Here is a 16,558-nt window from a genome sequence, read left to right as displayed (position 1 = left end):
GTCAGTGCCGAGGTCAACCGCCGTACACTCCCGGAGTGACCGTCACCGCAACTTCCGTGGGCGAGTCGGACCAGCTGCAGCCGCAGATCGCGCCCGCCTCGCGCGCGGCACGGCTGCTGCGCCTGGGTCCGGCCCTCGCCGCGGCGCTCTCCGGAGTGCTGCTCTACGTCAGTTTCCCGCCGCGCACCCTGTGGTGGCTGGCTGTGCCGGCCTTCGCCGTCTTCGGCTGGGTGCTGCGCGGCCGCAGCTGGAAGGCGGGCCTCGGTCTCGGTTACCTCTTCGGCCTCGGCTTCCTGCTGCCGCTGCTGGTGTGGACCGGAGTGGAGGTCGGGCCCGGACCGTGGATCGCGCTCGTCGTGATCGAGGCGGTCTTCGTCGCGCTGGTCGGTGCGGGAGTCGCCGCGGTGTCGAAGCTGCCCGGCTCGCCGGTGTGGGCGGCGGCTCTGTGGGTCGCCGGAGAGGCGGCACGCGCGCGTGCGCCGTTCAACGGCTTCCCCTGGGGGAAGATCGCGTTCGGTCAGGCCGACGGTGTCTTCCTGCCCCTCGCCGCCCTGGGCGGCACGCCGGTGCTCGGCTTCGCGGTCGTCCTGTGCGGCTTCGGTCTGTACGAGGTCGTACGCCTGGCCGTGGAGGGGCGGCGCACCCGGGCCGTCCGCCGGTCCGCCGCGACCGTGGCCCTGTTGAGCGTGGCCGTACCGGTCGTGGGCGCCGTGGCCGCGCGGCCGCTGGTCAGCGACGAGGCCGAGGACGGCACCGCGACCGTCGCGGTCATCCAGGGCAACGTTCCGCGCGCGGGACTCGACTTCAACGCCCAGCGCCGTGCCGTACTGGACTACCACGCGCGCGAGACCGAGCGCCTGGCCGCCGAGGTCAAGGCGGGCAAGGTCGCACAGCCCGACTTCGTGCTGTGGCCCGAGAACTCCTCCGACATCGACCCCTTCGCCAACGCCGACGCCCGTGCCGTCATCGACGGAGCCGCCAAGGCGATCGGCGTGCCCATCTCCGTCGGCGGTGTCGTCGAGCGGGACGGAAAGCTGCTCAACGAGCAGATCCTGTGGGATCCGGCCAAGGGGCCGGTCGACACCTACGACAAGCGGCAGATCCAGCCGTTCGGCGAGTACCTGCCGTTGCGCTCGCTCGTCGGGGCGATCAACGAGACCTGGACCTCGATGGTCCGCCAGGACTTCAGCCGGGGCACCGAGCCGGGCGTGTTCACCATGGACGGCGCCAAGGTCGGACTCGTCACCTGCTACGAGGCGGCCTTCGACTGGACCGTGCGCTCCGAGGTCACCGACGGTGCGCAGATGATCTCCGTGCCGAGCAACAACGCCACCTTCGACCGCAGCGAGATGACCTACCAGCAGCTCGCCATGTCCCGCGTACGCGCCGTGGAGCACAGCCGGACCGTCACCGTGCCGGTGACCAGCGGCGTGAGCGCGATCATCATGCCGGACGGCAGGATCACGCAGAAGACGGGGATGTTCGTCGCCGACTCGCTGGTACAGAAGGTGCCGCTGCGCTCCAGCGAAACGCCTGCCACGCGGCTCGGCATCCTGCCGGAGATCGCGCTGCTGCTGGTTGCCGCGGGCGGTCTGGGCTGGGCGATCGGGGCGGGGATGCGCGCGCGACGTGCCGCCGAGGTGTAGCAGTACGCCGGTCGCACGCCCCCGGAATTCCGCCGGGGGCGCCGCCATGTGCCCGTTAAGGTCGGGCCATGGCTACTCCTGACTTCATCCGTGCGATCCGGGCCTCCGCCGGCCACCAACTCCTGTGGCTTCCCGGGGTCAGCGCCGTCGTCCTCGACGACGAGGGGCGGGTCCTGCTGGGGCAGCGTGCGGACAACCGCAAGTGGACGGTGATCAACGGCATCCCGGACCCGGGGGAGCAGCCGGCGGCCTGCGCCGTGCGGGAGGTGTACGAGGAGACGGGCGTCCGATGCGTCGCCGAACGAGTCGTCCTGGTCAGGTCCGGCAGCGAGGTCACCTATCCCAACGGCGACATGTGCCAGTTCATGGACATCACCTTCCGCTGCCGGGCCGTCGGCGGCGAGGCACGGGTGAACGACGACGAGTCCCTGCAGGTGGGCTGGTTCGAGGTGGACGCGCTGCCCGCGATGGACGAACGTCAGCTGTTCCGGATCAAGCAGGCACTGTCGGATGAACCCACGTGGTTCGAACCCATGAGTTCGAACTGAACTATGGGCTGTGACCATATGTGGGCTGGTGAGGGTGCTGCCTAGGGTCGAACCATGACCCCGCCCAGCGCTCTCCCGGCCCACGGCTCCTCCCGGCCCTCCTCGCTCGACCTCGGCGGCCGCACCGCCCTCGTCACCGGCGCCGCCGGTGGTATCGGTCGTGCCTGCGCGCTGCGGCTCGCTGCCGCAGGGGCCAAGGTGAGAGCGGTCGACCGGGACGCCACGGGCCTGGAGGCGCTCGCCGAGGAGGCGCGAACCCTGCCGGGCACCGTCGAGCCGCACGTCCTCGACCTCACCGACCTGGACGCCGCCGAACTCGCCGCCGCCGGCACCGACGTCCTCGTCAACAACGCCGGGCTGCAACTCGTGCGCCCCCTCGAGGAGTTCCCGCCCGACGTCTTCCACACGGTGCTCACCGTGATGCTGGAGGCCCCCTTCCGGCTCATTCGTGGCGCCCTGCCTCATATGTACGGGCAGGGCTGGGGCCGGATCGTGAATGTGTCCTCCGTCCATGGGCTGCGCGCCTCTGCTTTCAAGTCGGCCTATGTGGCCGCCAAACATGGTCTGGAAGGACTCTCCAAGACCGCCGCCCTGGAGGGGGCACCCCATGGCGTCACCTCGAACTGTGTGAACCCCGCCTATGTGCGCACCCCACTGGTCGAGAAGCAGCTCGCCGACCAGGCCCGGGCGCACGGTATTCCCGAGGAGCGGGTGCTGTCCGAGGTGCTGCTGCAGGACAGCGCGGTCAAGCGGCTCATCGAACCGGAGGAGGTCGCGGAGGCCGTCGCGTATCTGTGCAGCCCGCAGGCATCCTTCGTGACGGGTACCTCGCTCGTGCTCGACGGTGGCTGGACCGCGCACTGACCGGCCCGCGCCGGGGCGGGTTCCGACTTATCCACAGGGCTGACGGAGTGGCAGTGGGATGAGCAATCCTGTGGGCATGTCCCGCGATCACGTGCAGTCCGCCGAGCGTTCCGCCACCGCTGCCGCAGCGCCCCTGAACAGCGCCGAGACGCCGTTCCTCGAGCTGCTGGCCCGGGGCGCGTCCGCCGACGCCTACGAGCAGCCGGCGCTGCTCGCCCGCGCCGAGGGCAGACCGGCCGAGCAGATCGTCGCCCTCGAACAGGCCAAGCTGCTCGCGCTGCGTGTGCGCTCCGAGCTGGAGGGACGGCGCAGACGTGAGGCGGAGCTGTCGGCCCTCTTCGAGACGGCCCACGACCTGGCCGGCCTTCGCGACCTGGACGCCGTACTGCAGGCGATCGTGCAGCGCGCCCGGTCGCTGCTCGGCACGGACGTCGCCTATCTCAGCCTGAACGACCCGGCCAGGGGCGACACCTACATGCGGGTGACCGAGGGCTCGGTCGCCGCCCGGTTCCAGCAGCTGCGGCTCGGCATGGGCGAGGGCCTCGGCGGCCTCGTCGCGCAGACCGCCCGCCCTTATGTCACCGACGACTACTTCAAGGACGACCGCTTCCAGCACACCCTCACCATCGACGCCGGCGTGCGCGACGAGGGTCTGGTCGCCATCCTCGGCGTGCCCCTGATGCTGGGACACCACGTGATCGGGGTCCTCTTCGCGGCGGACCGGCGCGCCCGGGTCTTCGAGCGGGAGCAGATCGCGCTGCTCGGCTCCTTCGCCGCTCTCGCCGCGGCCGCCATCGACACCGCGAACCTGCTCACCGAGACGCGCTCGGCCCTGGCCGACCTGGAACGCGCCAACGAGATCATCCAGGACCGCAGCGGCGTCATCGAACGCGCCTCGGACGTGCACGACCGGCTCGCCGAACTCGTGCTGCGCGGCGGCGGGGTGCACGACGTGGCCGCCGCGGTCTCCGAAGTCCTCGACGGTACGGTCGAGTTCACGGAGGCCGTGGACGCACCAGCGAGGGCGCTGGAGGCCTCCCGCGCCGAAGGCCATGCGGTACGGCACGCCGACGACTGGATCGCCGCGGTGGCCGCGGGCGGCGAACTGCTCGGCGCGCTCGTGCTGCGCGGGCACCCCGGCCTCGACCCCGTCGACCAGCGCACCCTGGAGCGGGCCGCGATGGTCACCTCCCTACTGCTCCTCGCCCGGCGCTCCGCCGCCGAGGCCGAACAGCGCGTCCGGGGCGAGCTGCTGGACGACCTGCTCGACGCCCGCGACCGCGACCCCCGCCTGCTGCGCGAGCGCGCGTCGCGGCTGGACGCCGACCTCGACGCCACCCATGTCGTCCTCGCCGCCCGCCTGGACGCCGCCGCGGCCGACGCCGACCAGGAGGCGGCCGCCCGCAGACGTCTGTGGTCCGCCGCGTCCCACCTCGCCGCGACCCGGCACGGCCTGGCCGCCGCCCGCGACGGCGGCACGGTGCTGCTCCTGCCGCTCGAAGCGGGGGACACGGCCACCGCCCTCGCCCGCCGCACCGCCCGGCACCTCGGCACGGCCGTCCACGAGGCGGTCACCGTCGGCGCCTCCGCCCCCGTCGAGGACCTGGCCGCCCACCCCGACGCCGTGGCCGCCGCCTACGAAGAGGGCCGGCGCTGCCTCGACGCCCTGCGTCTGCTCGGCCGCTCCGGAGATGGCGCCGCCGCCGAGGACTTCGGGTTCCTCGGGCTGCTGCTGGCCGGGGACCGGGACATCGCGGGCTTCGTCGGCCGCACGATCGGCCAGGTCGTCGCCTACGACGAACGGCGCGGCACCGACTTGCTGCGCACCCTCGACGCGTACTTCGCCTGCGGCATGAGCCCGGCCCGCACCAAGGACGAACTGCACGTCCATGTGAACACGGTCGCCCAGCGCCTGGAGCGCGTCGGCCGCCTCCTCGGCGACGACTGGCAGAGCCCCGCCCGCGCGCTGGAGATCCAACTGGCCCTGCGGCTGCACCGGTTGTCGGAGTCGACACAGCGCTGACCCCCGTACGCGCGGGCGTACGGGGGCGGGTTGCACCGGGTTCGGCCGTGACGGCCAGGACTCGGTCAGACCGTGTGCGCGTCCGCCGCACGGGCCGTAGCAGGCTCCGCGTCGGAGGTCGGCGTGACGTCGGCGAGATCCCGGTGGCGGGTCTCCTTCGCGACGCCCACCGCGATCACCGTCAGGACGGCCGCGGCGATGACGTACAGGGCGATCGGGGTGGAGCTGCCGTAGTCGTTCAGCAGCGCGGTGGCGATCAGCGGCGCGGGGGCGCCTGCCGCGACCGAGGCGAACTGGGCGCCGATCGAGGCACCGGAGTAGCGCATCCGGGTCGCGAACATCTCGGAGAAGAAGGCGGCCTGCGGCGCGTACATGGCGCCATGCAGCACCAGGCCCACGGTCACGGCGAGGATCAGGTTGCCGAAGCCGCCGGTGTCGATGAGCGAGAAGAACGGGAACATCCACAGCCCGATGCCGACGGCGCCCAGCAGGTATACGGGACGTCGGCCGACGCGGTCGGACAGCGCGCCCCAGGCCGGGATGACGGCGAAGTGCACGGCGGAGGCGATCAGCACGGCGTTGAGGGCGGTCTGCTTGGAGACGCCGGCCGAGGTGGTGGCGTAGACGAGGATGAACGCGGTGATGACGTAGTAACTGATGTTCTCCGCCATACGCGCGCCCATCGCCACCAGGACATCACGCCAGTGGTGACGCAGCACGGAGACCAGCGGCAGCCGCTCGACATCGCCCTTGCGCGCCGCCTTACGAGCCTCGGCATGCGCCAACGCCTGCTGGAAGACGGGTGATTCATCGACAGAGAGCCGAATCCACAAACCGACGATCACCAGCACACCGGAGAGCAGGAACGGGATCCGCCAGCCCCAGCTGCCGAAAGCACTGTCCGACAGCACGGCCGTCAGCAGGGACAGCACGCCGGTCGCCAGCAGCTGCCCCGCAGGCGCACCGGTCTGCGGCCATGAGGCCCAGAAGCCGCGCCGCCGCGCGTCCCCGTGCTCGGACACGAGCAGCACGGCCCCGCCCCACTCACCACCCAGCGCGAAGCCCTGCACCAGCCGCAACACGGTCAACAGCACAGGCGCGGCGGACCCGATGGTCGCGTACGTCGGCAGCAGCCCGATCGCGAAGGTCGCCCCGCCCATCAACAGCAGGCTCAGCACCAGCAGCTTCTTGCGGCCGAGCCGGTCACCGTAGTGCCCGAAGACCAGCGCGCCCAGCGGCCGGGCTGCGAATCCGACGGCGTACGTCAGGAAGGACAGAAGGGTGCCGACGAGCGGGTCGCTGTTCGGGAAGAACAGCTTGTTGAAGACGAGGGCGGCGGCGGAGCCGTAGAGGAAGAAGTCGTACCACTCGATGGTGGTGCCGATGAGGCTGGCGGCGACGATGCGCTTGAGGTTGCCGGGGGGCGGGGGAGCGGTGGTTCCGGAGGCCATGTGCGCCACTTCCTCGTGTGCGGTGGGGACGGGTTCGTGTCGGAACACCGTAGGAATCCGCAGGTCAGGCGCACATGTGGCGGGGCAACATAGTTCGGGCTGAGGTTATGCGTGGGGCCACCATGCCTGCTCGCGGCGCGGCGGCTGAGAGGTCAGGAGAGGGCGAAATTGGTGCTGTCCGGGAAGCGCAGTTGAGGGTGATTTGACGGTGGCCTGCTGACTCCCGTGCTGGTTTGGTGCTGACTAAATTCCCACGTCATCACCCGTGTTCGCCTCTCCCGTGCTGACTTGGTGCTGACTACGCTCCGTAGAACTCGGGCATCAGGGGCGGATCGGGCCCTGAGCTTCGCTGCGGCAAGTGGCCCGAACGAAGGCCGAGCCGGTCGACGCGACTCGGTCTCTGGGCGGGTGAGCGCGGTGCCGGGACTGGGTTCGGTGCGTGGTCGTCCCAGTAGGTACCGCTCGCGCTGCGGCCGCGCGCCGACGGTTCCGTGAGGGCACTGTGCTCATTGTGGACGGCACCTTGGTGCCCACGCGTGACCAGGCGGTGGCCGAGCAGTCGAAGACATCTCATGTCGGACTGGGCGGAGTGGGCGATCGCCCGCAGGCGGGTGAGCACCGTCCTGGCTCCGGACAACGGCAACATCGCTGATCAAGAGGCCGCCCCCGGCCCGCAGGACACGGACCCGCGCCCGGCGCCCGGGCAGGCGGCGAGACCGAAGTCGCAGGTGCCGGTATGGCGTGAGGGACTGGCCTGGTCGGTGCTGTCGGTGGACTGTCAGCGCGTCCTCACCACGCTCGCGGACCGGCACGGGCTCCATCAAGGGCCGCTGACGCAGGCGTGGGTGCGGCGTGAGAATCACGCGGGCCAGGACGGTGACGGCCTGCCCGGCTTCGCTGTCGTCAGGAAGGGGGCGGTGGGCGTGCCGGTCGGTCCGCAGAATGTCGGCCAGGACCCGGGCGTCAGCTGCGTCGGACTTGACTCGGGAGACACTGGCGCGATCGCGGTAACGGGCGGCGGCCAGTGGGTGGATCGCGTCGATCCTGCGGCCGGTGGCGCGCAAGCCGGCGACGAGCAGCCCACGGGGGTCTCGATGGCGACCGGGATTGGGTCCTCGGCACTGTCGCCGTGTCGGGCAAGCAGTTCCATCAGGGTGTGGAAACCTGCACTGTCATCGCTGATCCGTAGCTTGGCGCCGTGAGCACACCGCGTACGTCTCCGAGTCGGGCAAGCGCATGCTGCACGCCATCGACATCGAATCTGGCAAGAAGGTCACGTCCGTGGCCCTGCCTGAGAGCACGAACGAGCTGTCCGGCGTCGTCACCGGCCAGTGATCGTGCGACCTCGGTGAGGCCGGGCCAGGGGCGTGGTCGGCGCCTTCGCCGAGCAGGGCCGCGCTTCCGCACGGTGAGGTGCCTCGCCGGCTCAGGGATGATCAGGTTGCGCGGCGCGGCCCTGTCCGCCCTGTCCGCGGCGGCTGTCGTCCGGTGCCCGCTCACGGTCCTGGGCCGTTCGGCCCCGCAGGGGTAGCCGCACGTACGTCACGCGGGCTCGCGCCGAGTTCACGGCGGCAGGTCTTGTTGAAGGCCTGGAGGTCGGCGAGTGTCACCGTGCTTCACGAGGACGGAAAATTACCAGCACTGGACGATTTCAGCCCACGACTGGGCCGGACAGGACACGTACGTTCGTCGCATGTCAACCAGCAAGCAACTCCTGACGTCGGTTCAGGTGGCGCGCTTCGTCGCGCAGGGATTCCTGCGGCTGGACGGGGTGGTGCCGCAGGAGATCAATGAACGGGCCATCGCGGCCTTGAGCGAGGCCCTGCCGGAAGTGTCCTACGGCACTCCGCTGGGCGAGGCGTTCGCGAAGGACACCTTCATCCACGAGCTGCTCGCCCTGCCGGTCGTCGCAGGCGCCGTCGAGAGCCTGGTCGGCCCCGAACCGACCGTCGACCACCACGCGGTGCATGTGCGCGAGCCGCACGAGGGACAGGCGCAGCCGCTCCACGGAGGCGCGATCACCGACGTGCGGCCCGATGCGTTCGACATCCAGCTCATGTACTACCCGCACGAGGTGACCACCGAGATGGGCGGCACCCTCAGCGTGCCCGGAAGCCATCTGCGCAGACGACGTCCAGATCGGCGGAACCACCGTCGCCGCACTCGTCACACCCGGCAACACCACGCACTGGATCAACGGCCTGTCCAACAGCGCGCACACTGTGCGGCTCGTCAAGCGCAACGACACCCCATGGGACACCAGCACGTTCGGAGGCTTCGTCGCCGCGCCCGGCGGTGCCGTCCTGAGCAAGCCGGCCGCCCGCAACCGCCAGATCGAGTTCATCGGCGACTCCCTCATGGTGGGCTACGGCAACCTCTCGACCTCCCGCACCTGCACCGGGGACCAGGTCAAGCGGACCACCAACGCCGACGTGAGCTACGGCGCCCTCACCGCCCGGCAACTGAACGCCGATTACCAGATCAACGGCTACTCGGGCCTTGGCATGGTCCGCAACTACAACGGAGGCTCCCCAGACGTCACCTACCGGACCTCCTACGATCGGGCCCTGCTGAACGTGCCCGGCGACGTCTGGCAGAACCCGGGCTCCTGGCGCCCCCAGGTCGTGGTGGTCAACCTCGGCACCAACGACTTCTCGACCGCCATCAACCCCGGTGAGCCGTGGACGTCCGACAGCCTCGCGGCCGGCTACCGCTCCGCGTACGGCGACTTCATCCAGAAGCTGCGGTCGCGCTACGGGGCCGACACGACCATCGTGGCGGTCGGCGCCGGCCAGCACGCCGGCCACGTCCAGCAGGTGGTCAAGGCACGCAACGAGGCGGGAGACAGCCGGGTCCGCTACTGGTTCCTCGACGACTCGGGCCTGGACTTCCTCGGCTGCGACTGGCACTACTCGGCCCATGACGACCGACTCATCGCCGACCGGCTCACCTCGTTCATCGCCGGTCTGCCGACAGGCTGGTGACGGCACCGACCGACCAAGAGCAGCACGGGCCCGACCAGGGACATCCGACTCCTGAACGGTCCGGCGCGCCGCACCACCCATGCAGCGACCAGGCCTCGTCGCCCGGATCTGGTGCCGGCCCTCGCGAGGCGGCGGGCTCCCGCACCCTAGGTGCGGTGCCGTTGCCGTGCCCTGCCGCGCGGCCGGCGACGGTCCGTGGGCTTGGATCTCAGTGCGGCTCAGACTGGGGGAGGGTCTGCGCGCACCAGATCGTCTTGCCGTTGGTGGTGTGCCGGGTGCCCCACCCTTGGGTGAGCTGGGCGACGAGCAACAGGCCGCGGCCGCCCTCGTCGAAGGCGCGGGCCCGGCGCAGGTGCGGAGCGGTGTTGCTGGCGTCGGAGACCTCGCAGATCAGGGACGTATCGCGAATCAGCCGCAGCCTGAGCGGCGGCTCGCCGTATCTGATGGCGTTGGTGACCAGCTCACTGACGACCAGTTCGGTGACGAAGGCCGCCTCCTCCAGGCCCCAGGCGTCGACCTGGTCGACAGCGAACTTCCTGGCGCGCGGTACCTGCGCGGGGTCGGGCTCGATGTCCCAGTCGGCGACGTGGTGGGGATCCAGCGCGTGAGTGCGAGCGAGCAGCAGGGCGGCGTCGTCGGTGCGGCGTTCGGGGAGCATGACGTCCATCACCGAGTCGCACAGGGCCTCCAGTGAGGTGGCCGAGTGTTCCAGGACCCGCTGCAGTTCGGTGATCCGCTGGTCGACGTCGTGCTCGCGGCTTCCCACCAGCCCGTCGGTGTAGAGGGCGAGCAGGCTACCTTCGGGCAGCTCGAGCTCGGTGGCCTCGAAAGGCAGCCCACCGATGCCGAGCGGCGGTCCCGGCTGTGCGGCTACGGGTGTCCTGGTGCCGTCCGGAGAGACGATCAGCGGCAGCGGATGGCCGGCGCTCGCCAGCGTGAAGCGCCGGGAGACAGGGTCGTAGACGGTGTACAGGCAGGTGGCGCCGGACTCGCCGCTGGGCTGGAAGTGGCTGTCGGGCTGGAGGTCGCTGGCGAGGTGGAGAACCAGGTCGTCCAGGTGGGTCAGCAGCTCGTCCGGCGGCAGGTCGACATCGGCGAGGGTGCGGACCGCCGTACGCAGCCGGCCCATGCTGGCCGAGGCGTGCAGTCCGTGACCGACGACATCGCCGACGACCAGGGCGACCCGGGCGCCGGACAGCGGAATGACGTCGAACCAGTCACCGCCCACTTCCGCCTCGGTCCCGCCGGGCAGGTAGCGGGAGGCCACTTCGACCGCCTCCTGGATCGGCAGTCCCTGCGGCAGCAGGCTGCGTTGCAGGGTCAGCGCGGTCGAGCGCTCGCGTGAGTACCGGCGGGCGTTGTCGATGGCGACGGCTGCCTTGGCGGTCAGCTCCTCGGCGAGGATCAGGTCGTCGGCGGTGAAGGCCTCGGGCCGGTCGAGGCGGGAGAAGGTGACGACGCCGAGCAGCGCGCCGCGCGCCCGGAGCGGCACGGTGATCCGGCCCGTCAGCCCGTCCGCGGCGATGGACTCGTCGATCACCGGGTTGCCCGATGGCCAATGGGCCGGGTCGGCGGCGAGCCCAGGCCCGAAGGCCCACTCGCCGCCCTGGCCGGGGTCAGCGGCGAGCTCGACTGTGGACCTGCCGGTGGCCATGCAGCGGGCCGCGACGGAACCGGGTCGGTGCGTGACGGGCTTCGTGGGCCCGGGAGCCCGGTCGGCGCCGTCCTTCGCGCTGTGCTGGGCGGCACGGCTGAGCCTGATCGTCTCGCCGGGCGAGAACGCGGACACGGAGGGCGGTTCCTCTCCGTCCAGTACCTCGTCGAAGAGATCCACGCTGACGAGGTCGACGAATCTCGGCACCGGGGTCATGGCCAGTTCCTGGGCGGTGCCGATCACGTCGAGTGTCCGGCCGATGCCGCCGCTGGCCTGGTTGAGGATGAGCAGGCGTTGCCGAGCCCAGTACTCGGCGCTCATGTCGAATCCCCAGTTGGCGATCCCGCGTACCCTGCCCTCGGCATCCCGGACGGGCCAGATGCTGGTGGCCCAGGCGTTGGCGTAGTCGCTGCCGCGCGGGCGGAAGACGGTGATCAGACGCGTGGGCTCGCCCGTCCTCGCCACTTGGGCGAGCGCGTCGGTGTAGGGCTTGTCGTCCCGTTCGGGAAACAACGTGCGGTCGAATTCGGGAAGCACCTCGCGGTACTTCTTGCCGAGCACCTGCTCCTCGGAGTGCGCGATCACCCGGCACGAGGAGGCGTTGATCCACAGGAACCGCAGCTCGGGGTCGTAAACGCCCAGAGCGAAGGGAGACTGCTCGAAGGCCCGGTCGGCGATCACCGGACGGCGTCCCCAACGCTGGATGGTCACCACGTGGCCCAGCGCCCGCCCGTCGGGGCCGAGCAGCGGGTGAGCCGTCACCACGGCGTCCACCGTGGAACCGTCCCGGTGGCGCAGGGGGATGAACCCCGAGGGGTCGGGGCCGGCGCCGTAGCCCTCAGGGAAGCCGGGTGGCGGGGGATCGACCAGCAGGTCGGTCACGGGGCGCCCGACGGTGTCCTCCGCCGTCCAGCCCAGCAGCAGTCGGCCCCCCTGGCTCCAGCCGCTCACCATGCCGTCCGGGTCCACCACGACAGCGGCAGTGGGGGCATCCTGCTTGTCGGCCATCTCCACGCACCACGCCTCCGTCCGGACAGCCGTGCCCGTCAAGGCTGGTTTCCAGCGGCTGCTTCCAGCCTAATTCGGCCCCCGCTCCACGGCGCTCCGGCTGGTGCGTTCGGGGTGCCGGGTGCCGGGTGCCGGGTGCGGGGTGCCGGAGCGGCCGAGGCCGGGGCCTGCGCGTCCCCTCAACGAGTTCCAGCCCGCCCGGCCGGCCGTCAGGTCGGCGCGGCAGGGTGCCTTCCTGAAGAAGACGTCCACGTTCGGCATGAACATCGGCGAGCCGAGCCGCTACGCAGCCCTCGCCAGCCAGTTCGAGCAGCTGGAGATCGACTTCGTGCGGGGCAACAAGAAGCTGTCCGACGTCCAGCAGGCCATCTCCACGTGAAAGTCCTCCGGCGGCGACAAGCTGCGCGACTGGTACAAGCAGCTCATCGACAAGAACGGCAGCGGCAACCGATGTCTCTCACGGCCGGGAGCAGGCCCGACGGGACACGTCCCCCCGCGGCGGTCGAGGAACCGACGGCCGCGGTCACCACAGCCACCGTGAAGGAGAGTGCGCCGCGCAGGGCCGGCAAGGCGGGCAAGGTTCCCTTCCGGGTCCGGTGGCGCCGCGACCGCGCGCTCATCCTGATGACGTTGCCCATCATCATCCTGCTCCTGCTCTTCAACTACGTCCCGCTGCTCGGCGACGTCGTCGCCTTCCAGGACTACGACCCGTACGCCGCGGACAACGGCGTCACGGCGATGTTCCACGGTCCCTGCACCCCCGCCCACGGCCGCAGTGCCGTGGGCGGGGACACCCGCCTGTTCCGCATGGTCCACTTCGGGAAGCCCGACTACTACCCCATTCTGGAACGCTCACGCAGCCTCTGGGCCGAGCTCGAAGCGGAAACCGTGCAGGAAATCCTCACGTCTACCGGGGCCTGTCCATCGGGACGGCGAACGGCAGCTTCATCAACTGCCTCATCGAGACAACGCGCCTCAACGGAGCCGAGTACTACGTCCTCAGCCGGGAGCACGCAGTTCTCGCCGGAGAACTTCCCCGTCTTCAGTCGGCTGTACGGCGATCGCTCCCTGTACGGCGCGCCCGCCGTCGACGGCGTGACGGTCAAGGCATCGGTGGACGGACCACTGGACGGACGCGGAAGGGAAACTCCCGACCCGGACTCCGTGCCCAGGAAACTCACCCCGCAAGAAGTCGAAAAGGTCACCGAGATCGTCACCCACTTCTTCCCGGCCTGATCCCCACCATCGTGCGCTCCGATGCCTTCCCCGACCTCTTCACCGAGGACAGGCATCCCCTCCTCGGCTGGCTGGACGAGAACAGCAGGGTCTACTGCGCCACCGGATTCTCCGGGATGGGGCTTCAAGATGGCCACCGGCTATGGCCACATCGCCGCGCACGAGGCGCTCGGCAAACAGACCATCGAGGGCCTGGCCTTCGTGCGTCCGGACCGGTTCGAGACCAGGTAGCCCACCCACTTCCGCCGCCTCGGCGCAGCAACGTCGCGACCGTCTGTCATTTGCTGAATTGTCCACCTGTGAAAAGACGTCGCTTTTACGCTGACCCGGCGTACCGGAAACGGGAACTACTGAGTGTTCCGCCGACCACGAAGAGGCCCTGCTGGCTGAAGGTCCGCAGGCCCGGGACGAAGCCGACCATCCACCCCGCCATGCCGAACGCGGTGCCGAGGTGCTCGGCCAGTAACGGCAGGACGGCGTAGAAGCTGATGCTGAAGGTGAGTTGGGTCAGGACCGGATGGTTCGGCGGGTCAGGACCAGGGAGATGAGATCGGTCATGGAGGTGTCCGTCATTCTCCGAGGTCCCGTCAGTGACCGGCCTCCGTTTGGCCGTGGTCGGCCAGACCTGGACATCTCATCGGGCCGAGTCTCGCCCGCCGCGGGTCTGGTCGATGGTGCGGGCGCCCACACCAACAGGTCCACACCGGTTACTTGTTGATGCTGACCCCGATACCCCGAGCGTTGCTGTCGCTCTCTGCGCCTTGCATCCCACGAGGCCGTCCCGAGGACCTGCCCTTTGCCGCCGTCGACGACAACAGTGGTCGGCGGCTCCACCTTGTCCTTCGCCATCTGTGCGCCGAGTACCGGCTGGACCCGCTGTGGCCGCGCCGTCAGTTCCGCCGGACCGCCCCGAGCTGGGCCCGGTGCAGGTCTGGGGTGGTGAATCGCTGCGCCACCGTACGCAGGACGCGGGCCATCGCCTGGGCGGGTGGGGTGGCGGGGCGTGCCGTGGCGCGGGCGAGGAGGATGCGGCGGGTGGGGGCGGGGACGTCGGAGGCGAACGGCAGGAGGCGTACGTCGCTGCGTCGGCTGGTGAGGGCCAGGCGGGGTGCCAGCGCGATGCCGAGACCGGCGGCGACCATGGCCTGCGCCTCCTGGTAGTCGTGCGACGAGTAGGCGATGCGCGGCTCGAACCCCGCCTGGCGACAGCTTCGGCGCAGGACGTCGGCGACGGGGTGGTTGTCGGCGCGGATGATCCACTCCTGGTCGGCGAGGTCGCCGAGGCGCACGGAGGGATGTGTGCGCAGGGGTGAGTCGGCGGGGACGACCAGCACCGTGGGGTCGTCCAGCAGGTGGGTGAGGGCGAGCGCCGGATCGTCGAGGCGGTTCCATTCGTAGTCCCAGAGCAGCCCCTGCTCCACCTCGCCGGTGTGCAGCATCTCCCTGAGCTCCGCGAGGACTCCGGCGCGTACCTCGATGCGGATTCCGGTGTGGCGGCGGCGGAAGCGGGTGAGCGCGAGCGGCAGCAGGGACGCGCTCGCCGTAGGGAAGGAACCGAGCCGCAAGGTGCCCTGGTCGAGGGCCGTGAACGAGTCCAAGTCGGCTTGCGCTGCGCGCAGTTCACGGCGGATCGCCTGACCTCGCCCGGCCAGCGCGGCACCCGCCGGGGTGGGGCGGATACCGCGCGGCAGCCGCTCGATGAGGGGCTGGCCCGCCTCCTGCTCCAGCAGGGACATCTGCTGGGAGGCGGCGGAGGTGGTCATGCCGAGGGCTTCCGCCGCGGCAGTGAGTGAACCGCGTTCGGTGGCCTCGGTGAGCAGCAACAGACGGCGCACGTTGAGCATGCCGGCGACTTTAGCTGAGCTAAACCCAGGTGAAGCGAACTGCGATTGTTCCGAAGTCATGCCTCTGCGAAGGTCTCCGCAATCGCCGAGCGGTCACCGGCCCGCAATGCGCCCGTAACCGCTGCTCCGGCCCTTTCCCTACCTTCGTTGATCCAGGAAGAGCCTCAGACGTGCACATTCCCGCGACCCTGGTGCGTGGCGGCACCAGCAAGTGCTGGCTGTTCAACCAGGTCGAAGTCCCCGCCGACCGTGGCGACCTCGAAAGGCTGCTGGTCGCCGCGTACGGTGCCACCGACCCCGTGGAGCTGGACGGGGTGGGCGGGGCGACCCCCACCACCTCGAAAGCGGCTGTGGTCAGCGCCTCACCCCAGCCCGGCGTCGACGTCGACTACCTGTTCGCTCAAGTCGGCATCGGGACGGGCTCGGTGGAGTGGACGAGCAACTGCGGCAACTGCGCCACCGGCGTCGCCCTGTACGCGGTGACCAAAGGAATGGTTCCGGTCACCGGTGACCGGACGCGCGTGGTGATGCGCAACACCAATACGGGCGCGGTCCTCGAAGGGATCGTCGACACACCCGGAGGCGTAGTGCACCACTTCGGCCGCCAAACGGTACCCGGCACCCGGGCCGGGGGGGTCGCGGTCGGCCTCACCTTCCGCGATCCGGCCGGTGGCACCACCGGCTCGCTGCTCCCCACCGGCCAGGCCGCCCAGGACCTGCGGGTCGGCGCCGCCGAGCCGGTGCGCGTGAGCATGGTGACCGCGGGAGCCCCGGTCGTCCTTGTCGACGCCGCCAGTGCCGGGCGTACCGGTGCCGAGTCACTGGAGCGGATGAGCGCGGACGTCGCCTGGCTGCGCACCGTCCGTCATACCGCCGCACCCCTGATGGGGCTGCTCCAGCCCGGTGAGGAACCGGGGGACGCGGTGCCCAAGGTGGGCCTGGTGGGCCCGCCGGTGCCGTACACCACCACCCTCGGTGAACCGATCGGTGCCGAGGACTACGACGTGTCGGTGCGCATGCTCAGCATGAACGCCCCGCACCCCGCGATCGGCCTGACCTCCGCCGTCGCCGTCGCGGCGGCCGGGCTGCTGGAGGGGTCCGTGGTCTCCCGGACCACGGGCGGCCCGACCGACGAGTGGCTGCGCCTCGGCACGCCCGCCGGCGTCGTCGCGGTCCGCTGCACCGATGTGAGGGACGGCCTGCCGCACCGGGTCACCGTGCAGCGCGCGGCCCGTCTGCTCGCCGACGCCCGAATCTACGTACCGCAAGCAGGCAGCACGGAAGCCGCCTGAGCCGCGAC

The 16,558-nt window shown here is 70.5% G+C and carries 9 protein-coding genes and 8 pseudogenes; 11 read left to right on the top strand and 6 right to left on the bottom strand.

Translation table 11 applies throughout. From position 1 onward, the window contains the following. The first annotated feature begins 35 nt into the window (after positions 1-35). The 4 genes from lnt to ACQEV2_RS03835 all read left to right on the top strand — a co-directional run bounded on the left by lnt (position 36) and on the right by ACQEV2_RS03835 (position 5,081). The gene (gene lnt / locus ACQEV2_RS03850; protein WP_433036506.1) at positions 36-1,646 is read left to right on the top strand and encodes an apolipoprotein N-acyltransferase; all 1,611 of its coding nucleotides are present in this window, start codon (positions 36-38) and stop codon (positions 1,644-1,646) included. Between the two features lie 68 nt (positions 1,647-1,714). After that, on the top strand, positions 1,715-2,194 hold the full coding sequence (locus ACQEV2_RS03845; RefSeq protein WP_433036504.1) for an NUDIX hydrolase: 480 nt from the start codon (positions 1,715-1,717) through the stop codon (positions 2,192-2,194). 54 nt (positions 2,195-2,248) lie between these two features. Continuing rightward, entirely contained in the window at positions 2,249-3,058 is an 810-nt protein-coding gene (locus ACQEV2_RS03840) for a 3-hydroxybutyrate dehydrogenase (RefSeq protein ID WP_433036503.1), read from the top strand. Between the two features lie 76 nt (positions 3,059-3,134). Beyond that, positions 3,135-5,081: a helix-turn-helix domain-containing protein gene (locus ACQEV2_RS03835; protein WP_433036501.1), complete on the top strand. Its 1,947-nt coding sequence runs from the start codon at positions 3,135-3,137 to the stop codon at positions 5,079-5,081. Between the two features lie 65 nt (positions 5,082-5,146). On the opposite strand, the gene ACQEV2_RS03830 is transcribed toward ACQEV2_RS03835, so the two are convergent. Continuing rightward, complete coding sequence (locus ACQEV2_RS03830) at positions 5,147-6,532, bottom strand: MFS transporter (protein ID WP_433036499.1); 1,386 nt, start codon at positions 6,530-6,532, stop codon at positions 5,147-5,149. A gap of 475 nt (positions 6,533-7,007) precedes the next feature. Here ACQEV2_RS03830 and ACQEV2_RS03825 point away from each other — a divergent pair. Further along, positions 7,008-7,097 (top strand): annotated as a pseudogene (locus tag ACQEV2_RS03825) (IS5/IS1182 family transposase); the annotation flags it as partial. Positions 7,098-7,104: 7 nt separating this feature from the next. Further along, a pseudogene (locus ACQEV2_RS03820) lies at positions 7,105-7,368 on the top strand (hypothetical protein); the annotation flags it as partial. A 27-nt stretch (positions 7,369-7,395) separates the two neighbouring features. Here ACQEV2_RS03820 and ACQEV2_RS03815 read toward each other — a convergent pair. Then, a pseudogene (locus tag ACQEV2_RS03815) lies at positions 7,396-7,727 on the bottom strand (IS110 family transposase); the annotation flags it as partial. Between the two features lie 301 nt (positions 7,728-8,028). Further along, positions 8,029-8,142 (bottom strand): annotated as a pseudogene (locus ACQEV2_RS03810) (AraC family transcriptional regulator); the annotation flags it as partial. Between the two features lie 83 nt (positions 8,143-8,225). On the opposite strand from ACQEV2_RS03810, the pseudogene ACQEV2_RS03805 reads away from it, so the two are divergent. Together ACQEV2_RS03805 and ACQEV2_RS03800 are read left to right on the top strand one after the other, a co-directional pair. Continuing rightward, positions 8,226-8,660: pseudogene (locus ACQEV2_RS03805) on the top strand (phytanoyl-CoA dioxygenase family protein); the annotation flags it as partial. Then, complete coding sequence (locus ACQEV2_RS03800) at positions 8,650-9,516, top strand: SGNH/GDSL hydrolase family protein (RefSeq protein WP_433054179.1); 867 nt, start codon at positions 8,650-8,652, stop codon at positions 9,514-9,516. The pseudogene ACQEV2_RS03805 and the gene ACQEV2_RS03800, both read left to right, overlap by 11 nt. A 208-nt stretch (positions 9,517-9,724) precedes the next feature. Here ACQEV2_RS03800 and ACQEV2_RS03795 read toward each other — a convergent pair whose 3' ends face one another. Then, complete coding sequence (locus tag ACQEV2_RS03795; RefSeq protein WP_433036497.1) at positions 9,725-12,178, bottom strand: SpoIIE family protein phosphatase; 2,454 nt, start codon at positions 12,176-12,178, stop codon at positions 9,725-9,727. Positions 12,179-12,398: 220 nt separating this feature from the next. On the opposite strand from ACQEV2_RS03795, the pseudogene ACQEV2_RS03790 reads away from it, so the two are divergent. Then, a pseudogene (locus ACQEV2_RS03790) lies at positions 12,399-12,626 on the top strand (Tat pathway signal sequence domain protein); the annotation flags it as partial. A 2-nt stretch (positions 12,627-12,628) separates the two neighbouring features. After that, a pseudogene (locus ACQEV2_RS03785) lies at positions 12,629-12,931 on the top strand (sugar ABC transporter permease); the annotation flags it as partial. Between the two features lie 832 nt (positions 12,932-13,763). Here the strand turns inward: ACQEV2_RS03785 and ACQEV2_RS03780 are convergent. Beyond that, a pseudogene (locus tag ACQEV2_RS03780) lies at positions 13,764-13,928 on the bottom strand (MFS transporter); the annotation flags it as partial. A 376-nt stretch (positions 13,929-14,304) separates the two neighbouring features. Continuing rightward, positions 14,305-15,258 carry a LysR family transcriptional regulator gene (locus ACQEV2_RS03775; RefSeq protein WP_433036495.1) on the bottom strand — a complete coding sequence of 318 codons (954 nt, stop codon included), beginning with the start codon at positions 15,256-15,258 and terminating at the stop codon, positions 14,305-14,307. A 170-nt stretch (positions 15,259-15,428) separates the two neighbouring features. Here ACQEV2_RS03775 and ACQEV2_RS03770 point away from each other — a divergent pair, with 170 nt between their 5' ends. Further along, positions 15,429-16,550, top strand: coding sequence for a PrpF domain-containing protein (locus ACQEV2_RS03770; protein ID WP_433036493.1), 1,122 nt, complete (start codon positions 15,429-15,431; stop codon positions 16,548-16,550). Positions 16,551-16,558: the final 8 nt, after the last annotated feature.

The sequence above is a fragment of the Streptomyces sp. CA-251387 genome, assembly GCF_050936625.1.
Lineage (GTDB): Bacteria > Actinomycetota > Actinomycetes > Streptomycetales > Streptomycetaceae > Streptomyces.
This window is presented reverse-complemented; position numbering and strand designations above follow the sequence as displayed.

Coding starts and splice junctions, on each gene's coding strand:
- ACQEV2_RS03845 (WP_433036504.1), top strand. CDS start 1,715: ATGGCTACTCCTGACTTCATCCGTGCGATCCGGGCCTCCGCCGGCCAC.
- ACQEV2_RS03840 (WP_433036503.1), top strand. CDS start 2,249: ATGACCCCGCCCAGCGCTCTCCCGGCCCACGGCTCCTCCCGGCCCTCC.
- ACQEV2_RS03835 (WP_433036501.1), top strand. CDS start 3,135: ATGTCCCGCGATCACGTGCAGTCCGCCGAGCGTTCCGCCACCGCTGCC.
- ACQEV2_RS03830 (WP_433036499.1), bottom strand. CDS start 6,532: ATGGCCTCCGGAACCACCGCTCCCCCGCCCCCCGGCAACCTCAAGCGC.
- ACQEV2_RS03795 (WP_433036497.1), bottom strand. CDS start 12,178: ATGGCCGACAAGCAGGATGCCCCCACTGCCGCTGTCGTGGTGGACCCG.
- ACQEV2_RS03775 (WP_433036495.1), bottom strand. CDS start 15,258: ATGCTCAACGTGCGCCGTCTGTTGCTGCTCACCGAGGCCACCGAACGC.